Source organism: Streptosporangium sp. NPDC050284, assembly GCF_044459525.1.
GTDB lineage: Bacteria > Actinomycetota > Actinomycetes > Streptosporangiales > Streptosporangiaceae > Streptosporangium.
Genome location: NZ_JBITIZ010000015.1, coordinates 205,939 through 231,372 on the forward strand (window position 1 = coordinate 205,939; position 25,434 = coordinate 231,372).

The 25,434-nt window shown below is 70.4% G+C and carries 23 protein-coding genes; 15 read left to right on the forward strand and 8 right to left on the reverse strand.

What is annotated here, in order from left to right; translation table 11 throughout:
* Nucleotides 1–9: 9 nt before the first annotated feature.
* Nucleotides 10–1,347, reverse strand: coding sequence for a helix-turn-helix domain-containing protein (locus ACIBH4_RS30815; protein ID WP_362519769.1), 1,338 nt, complete (start codon nucleotides 1,345–1,347; stop codon nucleotides 10–12).
* A gap of 393 nt (nucleotides 1,348–1,740) precedes the next feature.
* Between ACIBH4_RS30815 and ACIBH4_RS30820 the strand changes: the two genes are divergently transcribed.
* From ACIBH4_RS30820 to ACIBH4_RS30865, 10 genes are all read left to right on the forward strand, one after another.
* Nucleotides 1,741–2,688, forward strand: a complete 948-nt coding sequence (locus ACIBH4_RS30820) for an ABC transporter permease (protein ID WP_362519766.1) — start codon at nucleotides 1,741–1,743, stop codon at nucleotides 2,686–2,688.
* Nucleotides 2,685–3,542, forward strand: a complete 858-nt coding sequence (locus ACIBH4_RS30825; protein ID WP_362519763.1) for an ABC transporter permease — start codon at nucleotides 2,685–2,687, stop codon at nucleotides 3,540–3,542. Before ACIBH4_RS30820 ends, ACIBH4_RS30825 begins: the two co-directional genes overlap by 4 nt.
* The gene (locus tag ACIBH4_RS30830) at nucleotides 3,539–4,570 is read left to right on the forward strand and encodes an ABC transporter ATP-binding protein (RefSeq protein WP_362519760.1); all 1,032 of its coding nucleotides are present in this window, start codon (nucleotides 3,539–3,541) and stop codon (nucleotides 4,568–4,570) included. Before ACIBH4_RS30825 ends, ACIBH4_RS30830 begins: the two co-directional genes overlap by 4 nt.
* A complete protein-coding gene (locus ACIBH4_RS30835) occupies nucleotides 4,563–5,591 on the forward strand; it encodes an ABC transporter ATP-binding protein (protein ID WP_362519757.1) in 1,029 nt (342 codons plus the stop codon). The genes ACIBH4_RS30830 and ACIBH4_RS30835 overlap by 8 nt, the downstream gene beginning before the upstream one ends.
* Entirely contained in the window at nucleotides 5,588–8,026 is a 2,439-nt protein-coding gene (locus tag ACIBH4_RS30840) for a CoA transferase (protein WP_362519754.1), read from the forward strand. The genes ACIBH4_RS30835 and ACIBH4_RS30840 overlap by 4 nt, the downstream gene beginning before the upstream one ends.
* Nucleotides 8,027–8,110: 84 nt before the next feature.
* Nucleotides 8,111–9,367 (forward strand): amidohydrolase family protein, encoded by a 1,257-nt coding sequence (locus ACIBH4_RS30845; protein ID WP_362519752.1) that lies wholly within the window; start codon nucleotides 8,111–8,113, stop codon nucleotides 9,365–9,367.
* A complete protein-coding gene (locus ACIBH4_RS30850) occupies nucleotides 9,364–10,401 on the forward strand; it encodes a peptidyl-alpha-hydroxyglycine alpha-amidating lyase family protein (protein WP_362519749.1) in 1,038 nt (345 codons plus the stop codon). Before ACIBH4_RS30845 ends, ACIBH4_RS30850 begins: the two co-directional genes overlap by 4 nt.
* Nucleotides 10,398–11,588, forward strand: a complete 1,191-nt coding sequence (locus tag ACIBH4_RS30855) for an epoxyalkane--coenzyme M transferase (protein ID WP_362519747.1) — start codon at nucleotides 10,398–10,400, stop codon at nucleotides 11,586–11,588. The genes ACIBH4_RS30850 and ACIBH4_RS30855 overlap by 4 nt, the downstream gene beginning before the upstream one ends.
* Nucleotides 11,589–11,773: 185 nt before the next feature.
* On the forward strand, nucleotides 11,774–13,330 hold the full coding sequence (locus tag ACIBH4_RS30860) for an ABC transporter substrate-binding protein (protein ID WP_362519744.1): 1,557 nt from the start codon (nucleotides 11,774–11,776) through the stop codon (nucleotides 13,328–13,330).
* 17 nt (nucleotides 13,331–13,347) lie between these two features.
* On the forward strand, nucleotides 13,348–14,235 hold the full coding sequence (locus ACIBH4_RS30865; RefSeq protein WP_362519741.1) for an SDR family oxidoreductase: 888 nt from the start codon (nucleotides 13,348–13,350) through the stop codon (nucleotides 14,233–14,235).
* A gap of 47 nt (nucleotides 14,236–14,282) precedes the next feature.
* On the opposite strand, the gene ACIBH4_RS30870 is transcribed toward ACIBH4_RS30865, so the two are convergent.
* From ACIBH4_RS30870 to ACIBH4_RS30895, 6 genes are all read right to left on the reverse strand, one after another.
* Entirely contained in the window at nucleotides 14,283–15,152 is an 870-nt protein-coding gene (locus ACIBH4_RS30870; RefSeq protein ID WP_362768467.1) for an amidohydrolase family protein, read from the reverse strand.
* Nucleotides 15,153–15,244: 92 nt separating this feature from the next.
* On the reverse strand, nucleotides 15,245–16,117 hold the full coding sequence (locus ACIBH4_RS30875) for an amidohydrolase family protein (protein ID WP_362519736.1): 873 nt from the start codon (nucleotides 16,115–16,117) through the stop codon (nucleotides 15,245–15,247).
* Entirely contained in the window at nucleotides 16,114–16,524 is a 411-nt protein-coding gene (locus ACIBH4_RS30880) for a lipocalin-like domain-containing protein (protein ID WP_362519733.1), read from the reverse strand. Before ACIBH4_RS30880 ends, ACIBH4_RS30875 begins: the two co-directional genes overlap by 4 nt.
* Nucleotides 16,521–17,288 carry an aldolase/citrate lyase family protein gene (locus tag ACIBH4_RS30885; protein WP_362768464.1) on the reverse strand — a complete coding sequence of 256 codons (768 nt, stop codon included), beginning with the start codon at nucleotides 17,286–17,288 and terminating at the stop codon, nucleotides 16,521–16,523. Before ACIBH4_RS30885 ends, ACIBH4_RS30880 begins: the two co-directional genes overlap by 4 nt.
* A complete protein-coding gene (locus ACIBH4_RS30890; protein ID WP_362519727.1) occupies nucleotides 17,285–18,214 on the reverse strand; it encodes a hypothetical protein in 930 nt (309 codons plus the stop codon). Before ACIBH4_RS30890 ends, ACIBH4_RS30885 begins: the two co-directional genes overlap by 4 nt.
* A 57-nt stretch (nucleotides 18,215–18,271) precedes the next feature.
* A complete protein-coding gene (locus tag ACIBH4_RS30895) occupies nucleotides 18,272–19,162 on the reverse strand; it encodes a DUF6282 family protein (RefSeq protein WP_362519724.1) in 891 nt (296 codons plus the stop codon).
* A gap of 104 nt (nucleotides 19,163–19,266) precedes the next feature.
* Between ACIBH4_RS30895 and ACIBH4_RS30900 the strand changes: the two genes are divergently transcribed.
* The 5 genes from ACIBH4_RS30900 to ACIBH4_RS30920 are packed head-to-tail and all read left to right on the forward strand — an operon-like array spanning nucleotide 19,267 to nucleotide 24,260.
* Nucleotides 19,267–20,151: a CoA-transferase gene (locus tag ACIBH4_RS30900; RefSeq protein WP_362519721.1), complete on the forward strand. Its 885-nt coding sequence runs from the start codon at nucleotides 19,267–19,269 to the stop codon at nucleotides 20,149–20,151.
* A gap of 6 nt (nucleotides 20,152–20,157) precedes the next feature.
* Entirely contained in the window at nucleotides 20,158–21,006 is an 849-nt protein-coding gene (locus ACIBH4_RS30905) for an alpha/beta hydrolase (protein WP_362768461.1), read from the forward strand.
* Entirely contained in the window at nucleotides 21,003–21,782 is a 780-nt protein-coding gene (locus ACIBH4_RS30910) for an alpha/beta hydrolase (protein WP_362768459.1), read from the forward strand. Before ACIBH4_RS30905 ends, ACIBH4_RS30910 begins: the two co-directional genes overlap by 4 nt.
* Before the next feature lie 13 nt (nucleotides 21,783–21,795).
* Nucleotides 21,796–23,382 (forward strand): AMP-binding protein, encoded by a 1,587-nt coding sequence (locus tag ACIBH4_RS30915; protein ID WP_362519711.1) that lies wholly within the window; start codon nucleotides 21,796–21,798, stop codon nucleotides 23,380–23,382.
* On the forward strand, nucleotides 23,379–24,260 hold the full coding sequence (locus ACIBH4_RS30920; RefSeq protein ID WP_362519708.1) for a CoA-transferase: 882 nt from the start codon (nucleotides 23,379–23,381) through the stop codon (nucleotides 24,258–24,260). Before ACIBH4_RS30915 ends, ACIBH4_RS30920 begins: the two co-directional genes overlap by 4 nt.
* 54 nt (nucleotides 24,261–24,314) lie before the next feature.
* On the opposite strand, the gene ACIBH4_RS30925 is transcribed toward ACIBH4_RS30920, so the two are convergent.
* The gene (locus ACIBH4_RS30925) at nucleotides 24,315–25,316 is read right to left on the reverse strand and encodes an aldo/keto reductase (RefSeq protein WP_362519705.1); all 1,002 of its coding nucleotides are present in this window, start codon (nucleotides 25,314–25,316) and stop codon (nucleotides 24,315–24,317) included.
* Between the last annotated feature and the right edge of the window lie 118 nt (nucleotides 25,317–25,434).

A 25,434-nucleotide genomic window follows, 5' to 3' on the forward strand; every position in this document is an offset into this window, starting at 1 on the left:
GCACGGACCTCACATGATCTCTCCGCCGAGGGCGTCGATGATCTCCAGGGCCACCTGCGCGGCGAGGCGGTCGCGATAGGTGTTCAGGTCCAGTCCGGTGATCTCCTCGATCCGGTGGATCCGGTAGGTGACCGTGTTGGGATGCACGTGCAGCAGCTTCGACGCGCGTTGCGGGCTGTTGTTCTCCCGGAAGTAGCACATCAGCGTGGAGATGAGCTCCGAGTGGTGCTTCTTCTCGTGGCGCAGCACCTCGCCGAGGATGTCCGCGGCGAACTCGTGCAGCGTCTCGATGTCGGGTACCTGGAGCAGCAGGCGGCTGATGCCGAGCTTGTCGAAGGCGACCACGGCGCCGCGCCGGCCGAGCCGCCGGATCACCTCGTTGGTCCGCCGCGCCTCCTCGTACGAGCGGGCGATGTGCGCCGGTTCGCGGAACGCTCCACCGACGCCGATGGAGACGCCGACGTCGGGGAAGAGCGCTCCGAGTCGTTGCACGCACAGGGTGCCGAGCTGCTCCGCCCGGGTGGTCGAGCCCGGCGTGGCACTCTCGGTCAACACCACGACCACCTCGTCCGTGCGTACGGAGGTGATCGCGCCCGGGGACTGGGCGACGAACAGGCGGGCGGTCGCGCCCGCGGCGCGGTCGGCGATGAGGACGCTGCGCTGGGGGTCGCCCGTGGGCGGTTCGAGGATGACCGACAGGACGCGGTGGTCACGCTCGGTGTCGTAGCCGAGGTGCTGCGCCCAGCGCACGACCTCGTCGTTGTCGCGGCCCGACCCGGACAGCAGCCCTTCGACGAGGTCGTCACGCACCTGGCTCGCCGCCGAGACGATGACGCGCTCGCGGGCGAGGATGACCCCGCAGATCGTCGCGGCGTGCTCGGCGACCAGCAGGTCGATGTCCTCGCCCTGGTCGGGAACCGCCTCGACGAGCGAGACGAGATAGGCGGGCACGGTGTCGCCGACGAAGATCGGGGCCACGACGCGGGCTCGGCCGCGCGCCGGATCGGGCAGCCGGAGCGGGTGGCGGGACTTGCCGGCGTTGGCGAGCATGTGCGCCAGCCGGGGGTGGATCAGGTGGTCGTGAACGTACTGGATGGCGCTGTCGTCGCTCTGGCCGGGTGAGGCCGCGGCGAGGATGCCCAGCTTCTGGCTGATGATGGCCACCGTCACGTCGGTCCGGTGGGCGACGAGGTGGGCGACCGTGCCGATGTCGGCGTCCTGGAGGACCAGGCCGGACAGCCGGCGGTAGATCTCCACCAGGTCACGCAGGGTCCGGTTCTCCTGGCTGATCTCGGTGGACCCGCTGGTGACACTGGTGAGGCCGGTTAACGACGAGTCTGCGGCCATGTGCGAATCCTAAGGTCGAACGCCGGGGTTGCCATGTGTGTGACGACAAAGAGTACGTCTCCATCCTGTGCTGCGGCACACAGTGCTACCTCGCCCTGTCGGCTATACGTGGTAACCGGCCCACACCTGCGGCCGTCCGACCGTGACGGCATTTCGGGTGGTCACCGCCTTGCGACGGGTGCCCGGTAACGATCCCGAAACCGCCCATTTACGCAACGGCTCCCTCTTGACGCCCAGGTAACCGCAGGGCAGCATGGCGTTTACAACTATTGCACATTTTGTCCCATTATCGGACAACAGCGCAGTGGATCGATGTTGCACGAACGGAGCCGGCGAGTGTTTCGCCCGGCTCCGCGCACCCTTCGTTCCACGTAGCGCTGGACGGAGGTGGCGGTGAGCGCAGGCATGGTAATTCGCCGGCTCGGCGGCGGTCTGCTGGTCTTGTGGCTTGTTTCGATTCTCACCTTCCTGCTGGTACAGCTGATTCCCGGCGACCCGGCGGAGGTGGTCGCCGGCGAGAACGCCACCGTGGCCGAAGTGGCCAGGATCCGCGTCGAACTCGGCTTGGACAAACCCGTCCTGGAGCGGTACTTCGACTGGTTCTCCGGCGTCCTGCAGGGAGATCTCGGCAACTCGTTGTTCACCAACAGATCCGTCGCGGACACGATCATCGAGGCGGCGCCGCCGACCGTGGTCATCACCCTGGTGGCGATCATGATCGCCGTCGTGCTCGGTGTGACGGTCGGCATCTTCGCGGGCCTCACCCAGGGAAGCTGGATCGACCGGACCGTCTCCGCCCTCGCCACCCTCGGCATCGCGATGCCGAGCTTCTGGCTCGCGATGGTGCTCGTGTCCGTGTTCGCGCTGGCCAACCCCTGGTTACCCGCGACCGGATACGTCGACTTCAGGGAGGGGTTCGGGGAGTGGCTCTCCTACGTGATCCTCCCGTCCACGGCGCTCGGGGTGGCCACGGCGGCGGAGCTCGCCAGGCACACCCGAGGCTGTGTGGCCGACGTGCTCACTCGCCCGTACGTGCGCACGGCACGGGCCAGAGGCGCCTCGGGCATGTGGCTGGTCCGGCGGCACATCCTGCGTAACGCGGCCATCCCCGTGGTGACCGTGCTCGGCCTGCAGGCCGGCCGGCTCCTCGGCGGAGTCATCGTGGTGGAGGCCGTGTTCGGCATCTCAGGACTCGGCTCCCTCGCCATCAACTCGGTGCTGCAACGGAACTATCCGATGATCCAGGGCTACGTCCTGTTCAGCGCCGTCATCGTGGTGGCGATCAACCTCATCGTGGACCTGGCCTACGGCTGGATCAACCCGAAGGTGCGTACGGCATGACCATGGCCACCCGGAGCGCCCGTCCGCGACATGTCCTCCGCTCGATCCTGCGCCGACCATCCAGCGCGGTCGCCGTCGGATTCGTCGTCATCCTCGTCTTCTTCGCGGTCGCCGGGCCTCTCGTCTACCCGCACGACCCGGAGGCCCAGGATCTCGGCAACAGGTTCGCCGACGTCAGCCTGACGCATCTGCTCGGCACCGACGAGTTCGGCCGTGACGTCGCGAGCCGGATCATCCAGGCGTCGCGCATCGCCGTCGTCGCCCCACTTATCTCGGTGGGCGTCGCGTTGCTCATCGGCCTGCCGCTCGGGCTGTGGGCCGGTGTGCGCCGCGGTGTCGTCGACAGCGTCACGGGCCGGCTCGCCGACACGATCCTCAGCCTCCCCGCCCTCGTCGGGGCGCTGGCCATCGTCGCCGTGCTCGGCCCGGGGCTGGTCAACGCGATGCTCGCGATCGGCATCATCTTCTCCCCCGGCCTGTTCCGCGTCGTACGCGGGGCGACGATGTCCGTGGCGGAGGAGACCTTCGTGGACTCGGCGGTGGCGATCGGCTCGTCCACCCGGCGAACCCTCTGGGTGCACATCCTGCCCAACATCGCCGCTCCGCTGCTGGTCCAGGTCACGATCCTGATGGGCGTCGCACTCCTGGTCGAGGCGAGCCTGAGCTTCATCGGTCTCGGAGTCCAGCCACCCGACGCGAGTTGGGGCTCGATGCTCAAGGCCGCGTACACCAACCAGTTCCACTCACCCTTCTCGGTGGTGCCGCCCGGAATCGCGATGGTGCTGACCGTACTCGCGTTCAACACGATCGGTGACTCGATCCGTGACGCCGTCGGACTCAGGAGGCGTACATGACAGCAGGACCGGCACAGCGAAGCGACGCCACCGAGCCGCTGCTCTCCGTCGAGGGCCTCACCATCGATCTGCCCGGCGGCTCCAGACAGCCCGGCCTGGTCGAGGACGTCACCTTCGAGGTGCGCAAGGGCCAGGCGGTCGCGCTGATCGGCGAGTCCGGCTGCGGCAAGTCGCTCACCTCCATGGCGATCCTGGGCCTGTTGCCCGCGGCCGTCCGGGTCTCGGCGGGCTCGATCCGCTTCGACGGGGTGGACCTGCTCACCTGCGACCGGCGGCAGCTTCGCCGGATCCGCGGCGGACCGGTCGGCATGGTCTTCCAGGAGCCGATGAGCAGCCTCAACCCCACGATGACCGTCGGCGACCAGATCGCCGAGGTGCGAAGGCTGCACCTGGGCGAGCGGCGGTCGGTCGCGCTCAAGCAGGCGGGACAGCTGCTGAGCCGGGTCGGCATCCCGAACGCCGAACGCAGGCTCAGGTCCTACCCGCACGAGATGAGCGGCGGCATGCAGCAACGCGTCATGATCGCGGCCGCCATCGCCTGCGACCCGAAGCTGCTGATCGCCGACGAACCGACCACCGCCCTCGATGTCACGATCCAGGCCGAGATCCTGGAGTTGCTGCGCGACCTGCGACGCGACCTCGATCTGGCCGTCCTGCTGGTCACGCACGATCTCGGCGTGGTCGCGGACTTCTGTGACGACGTGGTCGTCATGTACGCCGGTCACGTCGCCGAGCGAACCCCCGTCGACCGGCTCTTCTACGATCCTCGGCACCCGTACTCCAGCGCGCTGCTCGCCGCCGTACCGCAGGCGGGCCGGGCCAGGACCGGTCTGACGGTCATCCCGGGCAGGGTCCCGTCCGCCGGTCAGTTCCCCGAGGGCTGCCGGTTCGAGCCTCGCTGCGTGCACAGCGTCGAGGACTTCTGCCGACGACCACAGGCCGACACGATCATCGGCGACGAACGCCACACGCGATGCGGACGCGTCGCCTCCGGCGACCTGATTCTGAAGGGGGCCGTCCGTGGCTGAGGATCGTGTGGTTCTGCGCGTGCGCGACCTGAGCAAGTCGTTCCCGCTGCGCCGCGGCCTGCTGGGCCGGACGCTGGAGAGCGTCCAGGCCGTCGACGGAGTCAACCTGGAGGTACGGGCCGGTACCACGGTCGGCATCGTGGGCGAGTCCGGATCGGGCAAGACGACGGTGGGCCGGCTGATGGCCCGGCTGCTCAAGCCCGACCGGGGCACGGTCGAGGTGGAGGGCAAGGACGTCAGCAGGGCGCGCGGCAGCGAGCTCAAGGAGATGCGCGGCAAGCTCCAGGTCATCTTCCAGGATCCGTACGGCGCGCTCGACCCGACCAAGACGATCGGCCACGCCATCGCCGAACCGCTCCTGGTACACGGCCGGATCGGCCGGGGCCAGATGCGTGAGCACGCCGCCCAGCTGCTCGGCCGGGTCACCCTCGATCCGGCGTTCGTCGACAGGTATCCGGACGAGCTGTCCGGTGGGCAGCGGCAGCGGGTCTGCATCGCCCGCGCGCTGGCGCTCTCGCCGAGCGTTCTCGTCGCCGACGAGCCGACCTCCGCGCTGGACCTGTCCACCCGCTCGGAGATCCTCAACCTGCTGCTGTCCATCCAGGAGGACACCGGGCAGGCGGTGGTCCTCGTGTCCCACGACTTCGCCACGGTCAGACACCTGTCGCACCGGATCGCGGTGATGTACCTCGGCCGGATCGTCGAGGAGGGGACCGCGGAGCAGATCGCCACCGACCCGCGGCACCCGTACACCAAGGCGCTGCTGTCGGCGGTGCCGGTGCCCGATCCCGACGTGCAGCGCTCGCGGCGCCGCACCGTGCTGCGCGGCGAGCTTCCCGATCCGGCGAACCCCCCTTCGGGCTGCCGCTTTCGCACCCGCTGCCCGGTCGTCCAGGACGAGTGCTCTCGCCTGGACCCACCCCTGTTGCAGATCGGCGCCGAGCACAGGGTCGCGTGCATCCTGCACCGGCCACCGCCGAACGACGCGCCGGTCGGCGAGCCCCAGGAGACCTCGCGATGAGCGCCTCCCGAGTCTCAGGGGGCTCAGAAGCCTCAGGAGCCCTGCACGGGATCCGCGTCGTCGACTTCGGTCACCACGTCGCAGGACCGCTGGCCGCGCTCATGCTCGCCGACCAGGGGGCCGACGTCGTGCACGTCGACCGTCCGGGCGTCACTCCCCCGGTCGACGACGCGTTCTTCAACCGGGGCAAGCGGCGCATCAGCCTCGACCTGAAGGACGCGGCGGACCTGGGCGTCGCCCGCGACCTCGTCCGGCGGGCCGACGTCCTCGTCGAGAACTTCCGGCCAGGGGTGATGGACCGGCTCGGGCTCGGCTGGGAGGAGTCGCGCGCCGGCAACCCACGGCTCGTCTACTGCTCGATGCCCGGCTTCGCGGCCGACGATCCGCGCGCCGGTGTCCCCGGCTGGGAGGGTGTCGTCGCGGCCGCCACCGGCAACTGCCGGATCCGGGCCGGTCACGCGCCGGACGGCTGGGACGACACCCGGCCGACCTACACGGCGGTACCCGTCGCGTCCAACTTCGCGGCGTTCTGCGGCGCCTTCGCGATCGTGGCGAGCCTCACCACCCGGCACCGCACCGGACGGGGTGACCGCGTCGAGGTCCCGCTGTTCGACGCGATGTTCGAGGCCATCGGAGGGAGCGGCGCCTACCCGCTCGCGCAGGGGCTGCCGCCGGATCGGGCGATCAGTTCCAACGGCAGTGGCACGTACCGCTGCGCGGACGACAGGTATGTGCAGTTCAACCCGATCGGCGCGACGCCCCGCTTCCTCACCTGGTTCCTCGACGCGGCCGGGGTGACGGCCTGGACGGGCGAGGGCCTGACCGACCGCGCCCGGATGGATCGCGACCCCTCGCTACGCCGGCTGCTGCACGACCGGCTCACCGCGCTGTTCCAGACCCGCCCGGCGGGCGAATGGGAGGAGCTCGCCAACGCGGCGGGCGTCCCGCTCGCCGCGGTCAGGACGCTGGGCGAGTGGCTGGAGAGCGACCACGCGCTCGCCTCCGGGCAGGCCGTCGTGGTCGACGATCCGGAGCTCGGCGCGACGGTGATGCCCGGCTCCGCGGTGTGGCTGTCCGCCACCCCCGCGCTGCCCGGCAGGCCGCGGCACCTGCCCGGCGCGGACCGCGCGGAGATCCTCGCCGAACTCACGTCGCCGTCCGCCGGTTCGCCGCGCGACGAGCCGGCGGGCGGCGAGCCGATGGGGAGCGAGCCGGCGCACGACGAGCCGGCGGGGAGCGAGGACGAGCCGGTCTGTCTGCCCTACGAGGGACGGCGGGTCGTCGACCTCACCCAGATTCTGGCCGGGCCGAGCGCGGGACGGATCCTCGTCGAGTTCGGCGCCGACGTCGTCAAGATCAACTCACCGCAGCGGCGCGTCGGCGCGCACGGGTTCGTCAACCGTGGCAAGCGGACGGTCCTCGTGGATGTGAAGTCGAGCCAGGGCCAGCAGATCCTCTGGCGCCTCATCGACGACGCGGACGTGCTGACCCACAACTTCCCCGAGCGGACCGCCGAACGCTACGGCCTCGGCTACGAGCACGTCCGGGCCCGCCGCCCCGACATCGTCTACGTCTCCGTCAGCTGCTACGGCCACGGCGGGCCCTGGACCGGCCGCCGGGGGTACGAGACCCAGGGGCAGGCCGCGACCGGGATCATGGCCAGGACGGGCGGCGACGGCCGACCGGCCGTGCTGGGCCCGTACAACCTCCTGGACTACGGCACCGGCGCGATGGCCGCCTTCGCGAGCGCGGTGGGTCTCCACCATCGCGAGCTGACCGGAGAAGGCCAGCAGGTGCGCACCTCCCTCACCCAGACCGGCGGCTACCAGCAGGCGAGGTTCGCGGTGCGCCCCGCACCCGGGCTCCCGGCCGCGACGCGAGGCCGGCACCGCCCCGCGGCCGAGCCGTGCGGGCCGTCGGCTCTGGGGGTCGACCCGTGGCACCGGTTCTACCGGGCGGCCGACCGGTGGTTCTTCCTCGGGGCGACCCGGGGGAGCCTGCCGACGCTCCGCGAGGTCCCCGGCCTGGAGGAGGCCCTGTCCGGCCTGGACGGGTCCGACGAAGACGCGGTGGCCGAGGCCCTGGAGACCGCCTTCCACGCCGGCACCGCCCGCGAATGGACCGACCGCCTCACCGCGGCGGGGCTGGGCGCACACCCGGTCACGACCCTCGCGGAACTGATGACCGACCCGTGGGCCCGATCGAGAGGGCTCACCGTCAGCCAGATCTCCGAGGAGGTCGGCGAGGTGGTGATGCCCGGCATCGCCATCCGGGTGCACGGCAACCCGCCGCGCCTGGGCCACCCGGTACGCCGGCCAGGCGCCGACGCGCGCGAGGTGCTGGGCCGGATCGGGCTCGCCGACTCGGCCGAGGAACTCGAGGCGGGCTGGGCCGTGCAGATGACCGCGCTGCCCCCTGGCTGGGACCACTTCTGACCGCCGACCGGCAACCGAACAGCACATCCCAGGCCCGCTGAGCGGGACGTGCCGCGATCGCGCGGCACCGACAGGAGGACTCTGATGAGCGACGACCCGGTCACCCGGTACGACCTGTTGATCAAGGGCGGCCGGGTTCTGGACCCCGGGCAGGAACTCGACGGCGTCATGGACATCGCCGTCACCGGCGGCCGTATCACCAACATCGGCAGGGACATCCCCGCCGATTCGGCCCGCCGGGTGATCGACGCGAGCGGCTCCGGACGCTACGTCGTCCCCGGATTGATCGACATCCACACGCACGTCGCGCACGGCGCGATCACCCCGGGTGTGGGCATGGAAGGCTGCGACCCCGACGCCATCGGTGTGCGTTCCGGAGTCACCACGCTGGTCGACGCCGGATCCGTCGGCGTCGCCAACATCGGTGTCTTCTCCGCCTACATCCAGCCGAACGCCAGAACGCGGGTCATCCCGTACCTGAACATCGGCAGCTACGCGCACACCATGCCCACCATGATCGACGTCAACGACCTGGCCGAGATCGACCCGGTCGCCATCGCGAAGTGCGTCGCCGCCAATCCCGGGCTGGTCCAGGGCATCAAGCTGCGGCTGGTCGGGCCGCTCGTCGCCACGCGGGGCAAGGACATCGTGTCCGCGACCAAGGCGGTGGCGAGGGAGCACGGGCTCCCGCTCATGGTGCACATCGGCGACCTGTCCGCGCGGCGGCGCCCCGATCCGCACCTGCTCGAACCGGCCACCCGGTTCGCCATCGAGCAGCTCGACGCGGGAGACATCCTCACCCATCTGTGCACGCCGAACCACGGCGGTGTGATGGACGCGGCGGATCGGATGATGCCCGCCCTGCTCGCCGCCCGCGAGCGCGGGATCACTCTCGACTCCGCGCTGGGCAGGGGCAACTTCGGCTACCGGGTCGCGAGCGAGCAACGCACGCTCGGACTGCTCCCCGACACCATCAGCAGCGACCTGACCGCGGCGGGAGAGACCTTCCACTCGCTGCTGGAGTGCATGGCCAAGTTCATGGCCGTGGGCTACAGCCTGTCCGAGGTGGTCCGGATGACCACGGTGAACGCGGCGCGGGCGATCGGCGCGGAACACGAGCTCGGCGCCGTCGCGGTCGGCAGGGAGGCCGACCTCACGGTGCTCGACCTGGTCGAAGGCGACTTCGAGTTCGTCGACACCAAACAGGAGGTCTTCCACGGCGGCTTCGGCCTGCGGCCGGTGCAGACCGTAAGGGCCGGCGAGCTGATCGCGCCCGGGTGGGGCACCCACCCGTGGGGCTGGCTGCCGGCACCGCGTTCCACCTCAGGGGCGGCGTCATGACGGGCGGGCGGAGGTTCGAGGTCGACGCCGACTGGGAGCGGTTGCCCGACGACCTGCGGCACGCGGACGTGGCCGCGGTCGACGTGGACGCGGCCGACCGCGTCTACCTGTTCACCCGCTTCGACGGCCAGGTCATCGTGTACGAGCGGGACGGCACCTTCGTCAGGAGCTGGGGAAAGGGCCTGTTCACCACGCCGCACGGGTTGACCGTCGGGCCGGACGGCGGCGTCTACTGCGTCGACGCGGGCGACCACACGGTCCGCAAGTTCACCCCCGAGGGCGAGCCGCTCATGACGCTGGGCACCGCCGGGACGGCGTCGGACACCGGGTTCGTCTCCGGCCGGCCGGTGCACGTGCACAGCGTCGAGGGCGTTCGGTACGCGGGCGGGCCGTTCAACCGGCCCACCAACCTCGCCGTCGCCCCGAACGGCGACCTCTACGTGACCGACGGGTACGGAAACAGCCGGGTGCACAGGTTCACCGCGTCCGGTGACCTGATCGGCTCCTGGGGCGAGCCCGGTACCGGTCCCGGCCGGTTCCACCTGCCGCACTGCCTGGACATCGCGGCGGACGGGCGGGTGTTCGTCGGCGACCGCGAGAACGACCGGATCCAGATCTTCACCCCGGACGGGGAGTTCATCGAGGAGTGGACCGACATCCGGCGCCCGTGCGACCTCACCATCGCCCCGGACGGCTCGGTGTTCGTCGTCGAGCTGTGGCGGCCGGAAGGCAAGAGGTCCTTCGTACACGGCGAGGCGCTGGAGGACCAGCCGGCTCGGCTGACCGTGCTGGACCGGCACGGCGCCGTGGTCGAGCGGTGGGGAGACTCCACGACGGATCGCACGGCGGCCGGCAACTTCATCGCGCCGCACGGGGTCGCGCTGGACTCACACGGAGACCTGTACGTCGCGGAGGTGACGTACAGCTTCGCCATCAGACCCGGCTGGGTCGCTCCGTCGAGCGGCCGGCACCAACTGCAGAAGTTCCTGCGCGTCGGCGCGGGAGAAGACACCTTGGCTAGGAGACACGCATGAGGCGCGAAAACGGTCGGATTCTCACCACGCACGGCGGCAACCTGCCGCGTCCCAAGGACCTGGACGAGTTGATCGCCCAGGGCGATCAGGAGGCCGTCGACGCGCGTCTGCCGAGCGCGGTGGCCGAGGTCGTCGCCCGCCAGATGGAGTGCGGCCTCGACGTCGTCAACGACGGCGAGTACGTCAAGGCCGCGAACCTGTCCGCCTACAGCGGCTACATCCACGCCCGCGTGACCGGTTGGGAGACCCTGCCCATCGACCCGAACGTCCCGCCCAAGCGCGAGTACGTCGCCGCGCGCGACAAGGCGGACTTCCCCGGCACCTACGCCTCCGGCCTCTGGCTGGCCGGATCCGGAGGCCCGGTGAGGCCCGGCTTCTCGACCCCGGGCGCCGTGCCGAAGCCGCCGACGTCGGGCCGGGTGTGCACCTCCCCGATCACCTACATCGGCCAGGACGCCATCGCGGCCGACATCGCGGCGATGAAGACCGCGGTCGAAGGCAAGGAGGTGGACGGTTTCATCGCCGCGCTGGGACCGCTCAGCCTGGGCGCGGGTGCGAGGAACGAGCACTACGCGAGCGAGGAGGAGTACATGTTCGCGGTCGCCGAGGCGCTCCGCGAGGAGTATCGGGCGGTCACCGACGCCGGCCTGGTGCTGCAGATCGACGAGCCCGAGTTCGCGACCACCTGGCAGTTCCACCCCACCTGGACGGTCGAGGACCTGCGTCGTTACCTTGAGTTCGCGGTAGAGGTGATCAACCACAGCATCGACGGGCTGCCCTCCGAGCAGATCCGGATGCACACCTGCTGGGGCAGCGGTCACCGGCCGCACACGCAGGACATCGGCCTCGAACACATCGCGGACCTGCTGATCAAGGTCAACACCCAGGCCTACGCCATCGAGTCGGGCAACGTCCGGCACGCGCACGAGTGGCGGGTGTGGGAGGACGTGAAACTGCCCGAGGGCAAGATCCTCGCCCCCGGAGTGGTCAGCCACGCCACCGACCTGGTCGAACATCCCCTCCTCGTCGCCGAGCGGCTGACGAACTTCGCCGGCGTGGTGGGCAAGGAGAACCTGCAGGCGGGGACCGACTGCGGGATCGGATCGCGCGTGGGCCACGAGGAGATCGTGTGGGCGAAGCTCGCCGCACTCGCGGAGGGCGCCGCGATCGCCAGCAGCCGGTCCTAGGCCGGTCCACAGCTCACGTCCAGGACCTGGTGGGGGCGTGATTCAGCGTCACGGCTGAAGACGGGGCACCGAGAACCACAGGACACGCGGGATGCGGGCCGGCACGTCGATGACGGAGTCGGAGAGCGCCGCGGGTCGCCAGTCATACCAGTCAAGCTCGCTTCTGAAATATGGAGGCATAAGCCGTGAAACGAGCAGCAGTAAAAACGGCCGGCGCATTTCTCGCCACCGGTCTCGCCCTCTCCGGCTGTGGCGCCGGGACGACCGACCAGCCGACGTCGAACGCCTCCGGGGCTTCCGGTGATTCCGGCGCTTTCGACAATGCGGCCATCCTGCGGTGGGCCGTGCCGGGCAACCCGACCTCCTTCGATCCCCGCAAGGCCGCGCCGCTCGACCCGGTGTTCCTCGACGTGGTCTACGAGCACCTGGTCCGCCGGAGTGCGGCCGGTGAGATCGGGCCGGGTCTGGCGACCGAGTGGACGTTCTCCGACGAGAACAAGGTGATCACCCTCAAGCTGCGCGAAGGGGTGAAGTTCCACAACGGCGAGGAGTTCAACGCCGAGGCCGTCAAGGCGTCGCTGGAGGCGTACAAGAAGAGCGGTGCGCTCGTGACGACGCTGTCGGCGCTCGACAAGGTCGAGGTCACCGGCCCGTCCGAGGTGAAGCTCACCTTCTCCAAGCCGGCCGGTTACATGATCAATGTGCTCGCCGGTGAGGCCGGCATCGTGGTCGCGCCCGGTGCGCTCGACGCCGAGGACCTGCCGACCAAGCCGGTCGGCACCGGCGCCTTCGAGATCGACACGCTGCAGGTGGGCAAGGTCACCTTCAAGAAGTTCGAGGGCTACTGGAACGCCGCGGAGACGACCATCGGCGGCCTGGAGATGACGGTCTATTCCGACGAGACGACCCGCCTGCGCGCGGTGAAGTCGGGGCAGGCCGACGGCACCTCGATCACGCCCGGCCAGATCAAGGAGGCCGAGGCGGACGGCCTGACCGTGGTCAGGGGCCCCAACACCACCTTCAACGGAATCCTGCTGAACACCTCCGTCAAGGGGCTCGACAATCCCAAGGTGAGGCAGGCGTTGATGTACGCCATCGACCGCGACGCGATCAGCAAGAACCTGTACGAGGGTGCCTGCGTCTCGGCGGTGCAGCCGTACCAGGAGGGCTTCTGGGCCCACGTGCCCGAGCTGAGCGACGTGTCCTCCTACTACGACCCGGAGAAGGCCAAGAAGCTCCTCGCCGAGGCCGGCCTGCCGAACGGCATGGAGATAACGCTGGAGGTCGGCCCCAACACGTCGTACCAGATTCTCGCCCAGGCGCTGCAGGCACAGCTGCAGAAGGTGGGGATCAAGGCCACGATCAAGGTCCTGGAATTCCAGCAGATGATCACCGCTCGCCGGACCGGCCAGTTCACCGCCACGGTGGCGCTGGTACAGGCCGGTCGGCCCGACCCGAGCCAGTTCGTCGCGGACTTCTACACGAAGGGCGGCGCGTACAACCCGGGCGGCTTCTCCCAGGACGGGATCGGCGAACTGCTGGCGAAGGCGCGGGCCAGCGACGACGTCACGGAGCGTGCGGCGCCGATGCACCAGATCATCAAGGACGTCGTGGCGGCCGGGCCTCCGGTGATCCCGGTGTGCGGCGTGACCTACGTGGCGGCCTTCCGCAAGGGGGTGACCGGCCTCGACGTACCGGTGGTCGGTGACTACCACTACAACTCGGTGAAGATCAGCAACTGATAGGGAGAGGAAAGCCCATGCGGCTCAACGACAAGGTGGCCGTAGTCACCGGCTCAGGGCGTGGCCTCGGCCGCGCGTACGCCGAGGCGCTGGGCGCGGCCGGTGCCGCCGTGGTGGTCAACGACATCGACGCCGACGTCGCCAAGGAGACCGTCGAGGCGATCAACGCCGCCGGTGGGCGTGCCGTCGCCGAGGTGTGCGCCGTCGGCACCGCGGAGTCGGCCGACGCACTGGTCCAGCGGGCCGTCTCGGAGTTCGGCCGCCTGGACGTGATGTGCACGAACGCCGGCGCGCTGCGCGACCGTACGCTGGCCAAGGTCACGGACGAGGAGTTCGACCTCGTGGTGGACAGCCACGTACGTGGCACCTTCACCTGCGGTCGCGCCGCGGTGCGCCGGTTCCGCGAACAGGGCGGCGGTGGCCGGCTGATCCTGGTCGGCTCACCCGCCGGCCAGTACGGCGGCTTCGGACAGACGGCGTACGCCGCGTCCAAGGCGGCCATCATCGCCATGGTGCGGGTGTGGTCGACCGAGACGGCGAAGCTGGGCGTGACCGTGAACGCGATCGTGCCCACCGCGCTGACCAGGATGGCCGCGACCATCCCGGCGCTGACCGAGGTCGTCGCCGCGGTCGAGGCGGGCGGCCCGGTCCCCACCGACCTGCGTCGGCGCGGCATCGGCAAGGTCGAGGACGTGGCGCCGCTCGTCGTCTACCTCGCCTCGGACGAGGCGGCCGGCGTCACCGGGCAGTACATCGGCTTCGGCGGCGACAGGTTCGCGATCTGGGCGCACCCGAAGGAGGCGTTCGTCACGCATCGCGACGGCGGGTGGAGCGCGGAGCAACTCGCCGCCGACTTCGCCGGGTTCTCCGAGCACCTGCAGAGCCACCTGCCGCCCCCGAAGTGACCTGCGAGAGCCGTCCCAGCCTGGCTGGGACGGCTCGACGCGCGTACTCAGCCGAAGTAGAAGGCGTGCGAGGCGAGCGAGATCCGCCTGCGGAACGCGGGATCGGGGACGAGCCGCGCGAAGGAGCCGACGGCGTCACGGTAGGTGACCGGATGCCGGGCGCCGACGAACGGGGCGTCGCTCCCCCAGAAGACGTGTTCCGGTCCGGCGGCCCCGATCAGGGTCGCCGCGTGACCGGCCAGCGTGTCCTGGCCGACGTCGAAGCGGTAGCCCGCGGACAACTTCACCCACACCCTGCCGGTGTCGAGGGCGCGCAGGAGCGCCGCACCGCCGGCGCCCGCGTAGCCGGCGACCCGGTCCGGGTCGCCGAAATGGTCCACGACGACCTTCACCCCCGAGGCGGTCAGCCGCTCCAGCACCGGCGGCAACCGGTCGCCCTCGATGTTCAGCTCGACGTGCCAGTCGAGGTCCGCGACCCGGAACAGCAGCCGCCGGTACGCCGGGTCGGTGAGATCCGGCAGGTCGGCGAGCCGTCGCCACTGGAATCTGACGCCCACCACGCCGTCGGACTTCATCCGGTCCAGGACGTGTCGATCGACGGTGGGCTCGACGATGACGGTCCCGCGCAGTCGCTCGTGCGCCCGCAACGCCTCGATCGTGTAGTCGTTCAGGTCGCCGAGCAGGCTCATCGCCGACAGCACACCGTAGCCGACGCCGTGCTCGTCCATCATCGACACGAACGTGTCCGCCGTCAGCTCCCCCTCGGGCCGGGTCCAGGCCCGCGCCGCGAGAGGTAGCGCGCGGGTGAACAGGTGAACATGGGTGTCCACAAGAGGCGCCCCGCTTTCCGGCAGACCGTCGCCCGCCACGGCGTCGCCACGAGGCATCCCGCCCTCGGGCAGACCGTCACCCGTCACGGCGTCATGACGAGGCACCCCGCTCTCAGACAGGCTGTCGCCCGTCACGGCGTCGCGACGAGCCGCCCCACCTTCCGACAGACCGTCACCCGTCATGGCGTCGCGATCCGGTAGAGCGAGGCCGCCGTCCCGCCGAGGACCAGGGCGGCGTCCCCGGCGGACAGGCCGGAGACCGACTCGCGGGCGATCCCGACCATGTCCGCGTAGGCGCCGGCGGTCTGGGTGACGTCCGAGCCCCACAGCACCCGCTCCGCGCCGAACCGGGAGACGAGCCATTCGACCACGACCGACGGCGCGCCGCCCGCGGCGATGATCCTGGCGAAGTTGAGCGTCGTCACCTTGACGTGGACCTGCGGCAGGTCGGCGAGCGCGAGCAGCTCGTCGGCCCCCGGGTAGGGCGCGGGGCGATCCGTCTCGACACTCGCGATGTGGTCGAGCACGACCGGTGTGCCCGGGAACTCGCGGGCCACCGCGGCGAGCGCGCGCAGGCTCTCGTCGCGGTTCCATCGGTAGATGTGCAGGCACATCGACAGGCCGAGTTCGCTCGCCTGCCGCCACACCTCGCGCGCCCGTTCGCCGGCGAACCACTCGGTTCCGGGGGTGCCACCGTGCTGGTTTCCGCCCGGCGAGGTGAGGCGAACGGCCGCGGCGCCGCGCTCCGCCCAGTGGCGTACGGTCCGCGCCGCGTCCGGGGCCTGCGCGTCGAGGACGCACATGGCGGCGAGCCTGCCGGGGTGCCGGGCCGCCGAGTCCACCACATAGCTGTTGTCGTAGCCGAACACGTGGGCGCGCTGGACGGCGACCGCACCCGACAGCTCATGGTCGCGCATCGCGGCGAGCAGCCGTTCCGCGGTCATCGGATCGTCGCGTACGGCGTCGCTGACCGAGCCGCCGGGCGGGTTGAACGGGTAGGCCGGGTCGTTGGTCACCAGGTGCGCGTGTGCGTCGATCAGGGTGGGGGTCATCGGATGCGCTCCCAGGTGAGGATGGGGGTGGGCGGCCTGCCGGGGGTTCGCTCGGCGCGCAGGGTGAGCCGGTCACCGTCCACGACGGCGAGGCGGACCAGGGTGGCGCCGATCCAGTTGGGGTAGACGGCGGTCTCGACCTGGTGGATGACGCGGTCGCCGGACCATTCGTAGCGTCCGGCGTACGCGCCGAAGGTCCGTACGGCGGCGAGCTTCTCCTCGTCGGTGGTCCAGCGCCAGTTCTCCGTCCGCAGCAGCGGGCGGTCTCCGGCCATGTACTGCACCGACATGTAGCCGTCGGGGCCGTAGATGAGCAGGCCGAGCGGTTCGTCCCCGAGGGAGCGCGCGCCGTCGTCGGGCTCGCCCTCCATGACGTAGTCGACCAGCCGCCAGGTTCCGACGATCATGAGGCCGCGCCCATCTGCTCCCGGAACGCCCGCGTCATGGAGTGGGCCGTGCGGGCGAGCATGGTGGCGTCGTTGCCCATGATGAGGAACTGGTGGCCGAGGGCGGCGGTCCCGACGGCCGACGACGCGTCCACACACGCCGCGCCGCAGGGCTTGCCCGCCGCGGCGGCCGCGGCCCGCGCCCGGTCGAGCGACTCCTTGACCACGGGATCGTTCATGCGGACCCCGAGCGCGAGGGAGAGGTCGCCGGCGCCCAGGAACACCGCGTCGACCCCCGGCACGGCGAGAATGCCGGCGGCGGCGTCGATCGCCGCGGGGCTCTCCAACTGGGGGACGCAGACGACGCCCTCGTTGCCGCCCCGGACGTACTCGTCTCTGGACATCAGCCCCCACCTGCCCGCGCGGCTGGTGCCGCCCGCCCCCCTCCTGCCGAGGGGCGGGAAGCGGGTGGCCGCCACCACCCGCTCGGCGTCGGCGACCGAGTCGACGCGGGGGGCGAGGATGCCCCGGGCGCCGGCGTCGAGGACCCGCTGGATGGTGCCGGCCTGATGGTCGGGCACGCGTACCAGGGGATCGACGCCGTACGCCGAGGCGGCGCTGATCATCCGGGCGGCGAGGGTGAGGTCGATGGGGGAGTGTTCGAGGTCGATCACCACGAAGTCGAATCCGGCGTCGGCCATGATGTCGACGCTCTCGACGGTCGCCAGCTTGATCCAGGTACCCAGCCTCGGCGTCTGCGCGGAGGCTGTCGCGAAGAACGTCATGCGGTCGTGATGTGGTCGGGGGCCGGGTACTCGTCGGCGTTGAGCACCCATCCGGCCTTGGCGGAGAAGTCGGCACGCGGCGGGCTGAAGATGTCGATGAGCATGTGCACGCCGTCGCCGACCGCCTGGCTGGTGTGCACGGTGGGCGGCGGGATGATCGCGACGGCGGGGCTGCCGACGGCCGCGTGCTCGTCGGCGCGCCACTGGGAACGCTTCGACGTCCAGGGCGTCCGGACATGGTGGATGTAGTCACCGGCGACGGTGAGCGAGCACTGCTCGAAGTCGTCGTGGTGATGGGGGGAGAGCCGATCGGGGTCGCGCGGGCCGTCCTTGGGATCCCCGAAGTTGACCATGAAGGCGCTGGACCGGAAGATGCGGCCGAACCGGCCGGGTCGCAGCGGGAAGTCGGCGTTGCGGTAGACGCGCAGGCGGTGGCCGGCGGGCGGCTCCGGCCACGGCTCCAGCAGGGCGACGCGCGGGTGGGGCTCGGCGTACTCCGAGGCGTTGCCGCAGCGTGCGAGGAGGTCGGTGGTGCGGACGTCGAACAGGCGGACCAGGTCGGCGTCGCCGTGCGCGGTGAGCTCGCTGTCGCCGGGTGGCACGATGACCACGCCGCTCCCGGTCACCGTCCGGCTTTCCGCGCCGGCCGTCACGTCGATCGTGATGTCGTCGTGGGGGAGGACGACGACGTACTCCTCCCGCTGCGCGGACGCGTCGCGGCGGAGCGCGTCGCCGGGAACCAGGCGGGTGAAGGCGAGCACGAAGTTCTGGCCGCGGACGTACCAGGTCTTGCTGCCGAGCTCGGTGACCTCGTCGGGCGGCAGCGCGAGGAACTCGTAGGTGGCGAGCGCGGCGATGGGGTCGTTCGGATTCGTCGTGGCCGGCGCCGTGTTGAGCGCGGCGCGAGGGTCGTTGGGGCCGTACATGTGGTTCGTCCTTACAGTCAGTCGTCCAGGCCGAGCAGGTACGAGGGGTGCGGACTGTCAGTCGTCCAGGCCGAGCAGGTACGAGGGGTTGACGCGGACTATCTGCCGCAGGTCCTTCTCCGGCAGCCCGAGGTCGAGCAGCGCGGACCCGACCCGGATGAAGGAGTCGACCGGCATCGGGCGGCCGACCTGGCCGAGGTCGGAGGCGAGCACGGTGTGTTCGGGCCCGACCCGCTCGATCCAGTCCATCAGCACTTCCGGACCCCACCGCACGTTCGCCACCTCGGGGTCGTACATGCTGGTCTCATGCTCGATGTAGGCGCCGAGCATGACGAACTCCCGGCACTGCGCCGGGTCGGAGCCGATCACGAAGTTCGGATGGCTGACCACCAGCCGCCGGACTCCGGCGTCGCGCGCGGCGGTGAAGACCTCCCTGATGTCGTCGGGTGCCATGTGCCCGGCGGAGAGCAGCGCGCCGGTCTCGGCGACGACCGAGATGACCTGACCGACCTCGGGGATGAGCTCGCCGTCCGGGCCGCGTACGTCGACCTGGGTGGTGGTGAGGGGGATCGTCGGTTTGGGGAAGCCGCCGCCGGAGTTGTGGTGGTCGACGTGCGCGCCGGAGGAGATGGTGGGAAACCAGACGCACCGCCCGCCCATCCGCAGGCACATCTCCACCGCGTGCGGGTTGATGCCGCCGACCTGGTTGTTCAGCGCGATGCCACCGTAGACGGCGGTGCTCACGCCTTTCAGCCGGTCGCCCATCGCGAGGAGGTCCATCACCGTGTTGTGGTGGTGGGACTTCGCCAGGAAGGCGCGCATGCCCAGCCGCGCGCCGTCCTCGGCGGCCTGGACGTGGTCGAACCTGCGCGGCAGCGGGTTGGGGCCGGAGTGGCAGTGCAGGTCGACGAGGCCGTGCAGGACTCGCTCGATCGCGGGTGGGGTCATCGTTGTCCCTCCTGCGCGGTAGCCACCGACGAGGGCACGGCGACCCTTGACAGAAACACCACCACGATAGCATTGTTACAAATTACGGACTTACTGTACGATAAATGCGACTCGCTGTTCTGACAAGCACTTGTCCCGGCGAGATGTTCCAGCGCGACGACCTGCGCTGTCGCTCAAACCCGATTGGGGGCCATGTGCCGGAGGCGACCTATACCTGGGCGGAGATGATGGCGATCTCCATTTCGCACGAGATGGCCGACGGGGCCTTCGGCTCCGTGGGCGCCGCATCGCACATTCCCGCCGCCGGACTGCGCCTGGCGCAGCTCACGCACGCGCCCAACCTGTCCTTCTTCTGCGGGGGCAGCGGCGCGATGAACCCGAAGATCCAGCGGTTGACCGAGTCTTCCGCCGACTACCGCAACCTCGTGACCAGCGAATACCACTTCAGTCTCGACGACGTCGTGGACTTCGAGACGGCGATGCGCTTCGACTTCGCGTTCCTCGGCGGAATGCAGATCGACAAGCACGGAAACCTGAACATGGCCATGATCGGCGACTGGGACAAGCCGAAGGTGCGCGGGCCGGGCACCATCGGCCTGATCTTCCTCGGCGGCTTCAAGACCAGCTACATCTACACCCAGCACCACACGCCGAAGATCTTCGTCGACAAGGTCGACTTCATCAGTGGCGCGGGCTGGCTCGACGGCGGCGACGCCCGCTCCAAGGTCTTCCGTCCGGAGTCCGACGGGCCCCGGCGGGTGTTCACCCCCCTGGGCGTGTTCGACTTCGAGCCGGAGAGCAAGCGGATGCGCCTGATCAAGGTGCACCCGTGGAGCAGCATCGAGAAGATCCAGGCCGCGACCGGATTCGAGCTGCTGATCGCCGACGACGTGCAGACCGTCGGCGCGCCCAGCGACGAGGAGCTCACCCTGCTCCGGACCCAGGTCGACCGTGACGGGGTGCTGCGCCGCTACCCGTCCGTGGCCTGAGCACCCATGAGCTTCCACGATCGCCACGTTGTCGTCGACGGCTGCACGACCCACTATCTGGAGGCCGGGGACGGTCCTGCGCTGATCCTCCTGCACGGCGGCGAGTACGGCGCCTCGGCACAGCTCGCCTGGGAGAACTGCATCCCGGCGCTCGCCGAGCGCCATCGCGTGCTGGCGCTCGACTTCGTCGGCTTCGGGCACAGCGACAAACTGCGCGACTTCGGCGGCCAGCGCCGGCTCATGCGACGGCAGGTCGCCGGCGTGCTGCGCACCCTGCGCGTCGACTCCGCGGACTTCATCGGTACGTCCCTCAGCGGGCGGCTGCTGCTCGACATCGCCAACCGGCCGTCACCCGAGTGGCCGATCCGGTCGATGGTCGTGGTGGGCACCGGTCTGGCCGCCCCGGCGGCCGAGGCCCGCGCCGTGCTCGAGGACTTCGACGGCACGCTCGACGGCCTGCGCCCGTCGATGGACGTCCTCTTCCACGACCCGCGCTGGAGGGACAGCGAAGACTACCTGCGCCGCCGCCACGAGTACTGCATGGTTCCCGGGGCGTGGGAGACCGCCGCGGCGGGCGGTCTGCGCGCACCGGGACGTGACGGCGGCGAGCGACGGCCGCATGTTCGCCCGCCCGCCCGCGACTACGGGGGCATCACCGTGCCCACCTGTCTCGTCCGAGGGCAGCACGACCGGCTGGTGCCGCCGCCGACCTGGCAGGAACTCGCGGCGCAGATCCCGTACGCGCGGACCGAGACGATCGACGGCAGCGGTCACTATCCGCAGATCGAGCGCTCGGAGGAGTTCGTCGAGGTGGCGCTCGGGTTCCTCGCGCGGACGAAGACGGAGGCACGATGACCGACCTCCACCTTGAGTCCGGCGGCGACGACGGCCCCGCGGTGCTCTTCCTGCACGGCTCCGGCGCCTCGGGAGCCGTCTGGAAACCGGTGCTGGAGCGGCTGCGCGAGCGCGGGACCCGATACCGGTGGCTCGTCGCCGACCTGCCGGGGCACGGCCGCTCGGGCCATCGCGAGGACTACTCGCCCGAGGGGTACGCCGGCGCGGTGTCCGCCGCGCTTGTCGGCGTCCTGGGCGAGAACGCGTCGCTGAACGTCGTCGGTCACTCGCTCGGCGGGCTGGTCGGGATGACCGTCGCGGACGGGACCCACGGCGTCACGGTCGAGTCCCTGGCGGTGATCGCGATGAAGGTCGCCTGGACCGAGGAGGAACTGGCCAGGCGGTCCGCGCTGGCCGACCGGCCGATCCGGATCCTCCCCGAGGAGAAAGAGGCCCGCGAGCTGTTCGGGCGGATATCGGGTCTGCGAGGACCCGCGTTCACCGACGAGGACCGCGCCGGTGGGGTAACGGCCCGCGACGGCGGCTACGCGCTCTCCGCCGATCCCGGTATCACCAGGGCCGCCCCGGCCACCGGCCCCGAACTGGCCGCGCGCATGCTCAAGGTGACCTGCCCGGTCGAACTGGCCTGCGGCGACCACGATCCCGGCATCGACCCGGCGGACATGGCCGAGGTGCTCGGGCATCCGGTCACCGTGCTGCCCGACGCGGGACACAACGTCCACATCGAGCGCCCCGACCTCATCGCCGACCTGGTCGAGCGGGCACTCGGCCGCTGACGAACGGACACCCATGCGAATCGAGAACCTCCTGCGGCAGAACGCGGTACGACGCGGCCCGCTGCCCGCAGTCATCTGTGACCAGGCCCAGCTGTCCTGGGCCGAGCTGGACATCGAGACCAACCGGTTGGCCAACGCGCTGATCGGGCTCGGATACCGCGCGCAGGAGAGGGTCGCGCTGGTGATGTCCAACTGCCACCACATCGTGACGGCCTTCCACGGCTCGTGGAAGGCGAACCTGATCACCGTGGGGATCAACACCCGGTTCACCGCACCCGAGATCGCCAGGATCCTCACCCACTCTGGCGCGTCCCTCGTCATCTGCGACACCCCCGCCGCGGTCGAGGCCGCGAGAGGGGTGCCGGGCATCCGCGGCGTCTACACCATCGGCCTGGGCGACGACGACCAAGGATCGTTCGTGAGCCTCGTCGCCTCGGGTGACCCGGGCGACGTGCCCGAGACCGGCACCGGCGGCGACCTGCGCTCGCTGCGCTACACCAGCGGCACCACCGGCGCGTCCAAGGGCTGCATGGCCACGCACGACCAGCAGCTCGCCAGCACGGCCAACTACCTGTGCGAGGTCAACGTGCCGCGCGGCGGCCCGACCTGGATCTCGGTGCCGCTGACGTTGGGGGTCGGCGCGTCCTTCGTGACGACCACCGCCTACCTCGGCGTCCCGCTGCTGCTGCGCCGGCGCTTCGACCCGGCCGCGTTCGTCGACGACATCGACAGGTTCGGGGTCGAGCACGCCTTCCTGGTGCCGACCATGCTGGTCGACCTGGTCCGGGCGCTGCCCGACCTCGACCTCCACCGCGCGGGCGCGCTCAAGCTGGTGGGGTACGGCGGCGCGTCGGTGTCCTGGAGCCTGATCCGGTCCCTGGCACAGGCGCTGGACCTGGAGTTCTACCACGCGTTCGGGGCGACGGAGGCGGGTGGTTTCGTGGCGTTGCTCACCCCGGACGACCACCGCAACTTCCTGCGCACCGAGGCCGCCTCCATCGTCCCGGTGGGCAGACCGGCCGCGTTCGCCGACGTCAAGATCTTCGACGCGGAGGACCGCGAGGTGGCCGTACGGGAGACCGGCGAGATGCGGATCCGCGCGACCAGCGTGTTCTCCGGCTACTGGAGCCAGCCGGAGGTGACCCGCGCGGTGCTCAAGGACGGCTGGCTCCGGCTCGGCGACATGGCCTGGCGGGACGAGCGCGGCTACATCTATCTCGCCGACCGGGCGCAGGGCGTCATCCGGTCTGGGGCGCAGAACGTGTACGCCGGCGAGGTCGAGGCGGTACTGCAGGCCTGCCCCGGCGTCGCCCGCGCCGCGGTGATCGGGGTGCCGCACGAGCGGTTCGGCGAGTCGGTCAAGGCGCTGGTGCAGCGGGCGCCGGGTGAGGAGCTGACGGAGCAGCAGGTCCTCGACTACTGCGCGGAACGGCTCGCCGGCTACAAGCGGCCCCGCGAGGTGGAGTTCGTGACCGACCTGCCGGTCGACGAGGGCGGCAAGATCAGGAGAGCCGAGCTGAAGCGCGTCACCGAGGTGCGCCTGCTCGGCGAGGTGACGACCGGTGGCGACACCGGTCCGGTTAAGGAGTTCAGGCGATGAGCGCGAACAAGGTGACGACCCCCGAGGAGGCGGTCGCCGGCATCCCCGACGGAGCCACGATCGCGCTGGGCGGCGTGCACTCCCACAACAGCCCGATGGCGCTGGTGAACGCGCTGATCCGGCGCGGGGTCAAGGATCTGGAGCTGATCCCGACGCCGAGCGGCGGCCCGCCGGTGGACATGCTGATCGCCGCCGGTTGCGTCCGGCGGCTGCACGTCTCCTACGTGGGGCTGGAGTTCCTCGGCATGGCGCCGAACTACCGCCGCGCCGCGGAGAGCCGGTCGATCGAGATCGTCGAGGCGGACGAGGCCTACATCGTCTACGGGTTCCGGGCCGGAGCCAGCCGGCTGCCGTTCCTGCCGCTGCCCGCGCTCTACGAGGGGACCGACCTGCCCAAGGTCAACAAGGACATCCGGTCCACGACCGACCCGTACACCGGAAAGACCGTGACCACCATCCCCGCCCTGCGCGCCGACTACGGGCTGTTCCACGCGCAGGTCACCGACCGTAAGGGCAACGCGCAGGTCTTCGGCCAGCGGCGGTTCGAGGACGTGATGGCGAAGGCGTGCGACCACGTCGTCATCAGCTCGGACGAGATTCTGGACGAGTACGCCCCGGCCCCGGATCCGCGCCTGGTGTCCATCCCCGGCGCGATCGTCGACAGCGTCGCGCACGCGCCCTACGGCTCGCACCCGCTGTCCTCGCCGGGGCACTACGCCTACGACCGGGAACAGCTGGTGGAGTACCGGGACCTCGCCGCCCAGGACCGGACCAAGGAATATCTGGAGAAGTACGTCTTCTCGATCAATGATCACCAGGAGTATCTGGACAAGCTGGGCGCCCGGCGCCTCCTGGGTCTCCAGCAGACGTTCCGCTGAGCCGGCCCCCGGGCCTCCGGCAGACGTTCCACTGAGCCGGGCCCGCCCGGAGGCCTACCAGGAGTAGGCCTCCGGCGCGGGTCCGGGGCCGGGGAAGATGGCGTCGAGGCGCTCGAGCGTCTTGTCGTCCAGGGACACCTCGAAGGCGCGGGTGGCGGCGTCGAGCTGGGCGAGGGTGCGCGGCCCGATGATCGGCGCGGTCACGCCGGGCCGGCCCAGCAGCCAGGCCATCGCCACGTCGGCGGGGCTCTCGCCGAGCTCGTCGCACAGGTCCTCGAACGCCTGGATGGCGGCGCGGTGCCGGTCCAGCTTGATCAGTCGCTTGCCCCGGTGGGTCGCCACCTTGGCTCCGGGGAGCGGCGTGCCCATCTGGTTCTCCCGCTCCTTGCGCAGGATCCCGCCGAGCAGGCCGGCGTCGAGCGGCGACCACGGCATCATGCCGACGCCGTAGTGCGCGCAGGCGGGCAGGACTTCCAGCTCGGCGGTGCGTTCGAGCAGGTTGTAGATGGTCTGCTCGCTCACCAGACCGGGGCGGCCGCGCCGGGCGGCGGCTTCCTGCCCGGCGGCGAGGTGCCAGCCGGGCTGGTTGGACGACCCCACGTAGACGATCTTGCCCTGGGTTTTGAGCACGTCCATCGCCTCCCAGATCTCCTCCCACGGAGTCGATCGGTCGATGTGGTGCATCTGGTAGATGTCGATGTAGTCCGTGCGCAGCCGCCGGAGCGACGCCTCGCAGGCGCGCCGGATGTGCAGGGCGGACAGGCCGGCGTGGTTGGGCCACTCGGACATGCGGCCGTACAGCTTGGTGCTGAGCACGGTGCGCTCACGGCGGCCTCCGCCGGTGGACAGCCACCGGCCGATGATCTGCTCGGTCAGTCCTTCGCCGAACCGCCAGCCGTACACGTCGGACGTGTCGATCAGGTTGATCCCCAGCTCGTGGGCGTGATCCATGATCTGGGACGCGTCCTCCTCGGTCGTCTGGGTGCCGAAGTTGTCGGTGCCGAGCACCAGTCGGCTGACCGTCAGACCGCTGCGGCCGAGGTTGGTGAACTCCACGAGATCTCCTGATTCCATTTATCGGACGACGAGTCCTATATTTGAATTTTGATGGTAGCGTTCGTGAGCAGATGAGGTAAAGAGCACTGGTCCGGCAGGTAGTCGCGCTTCTGACCGC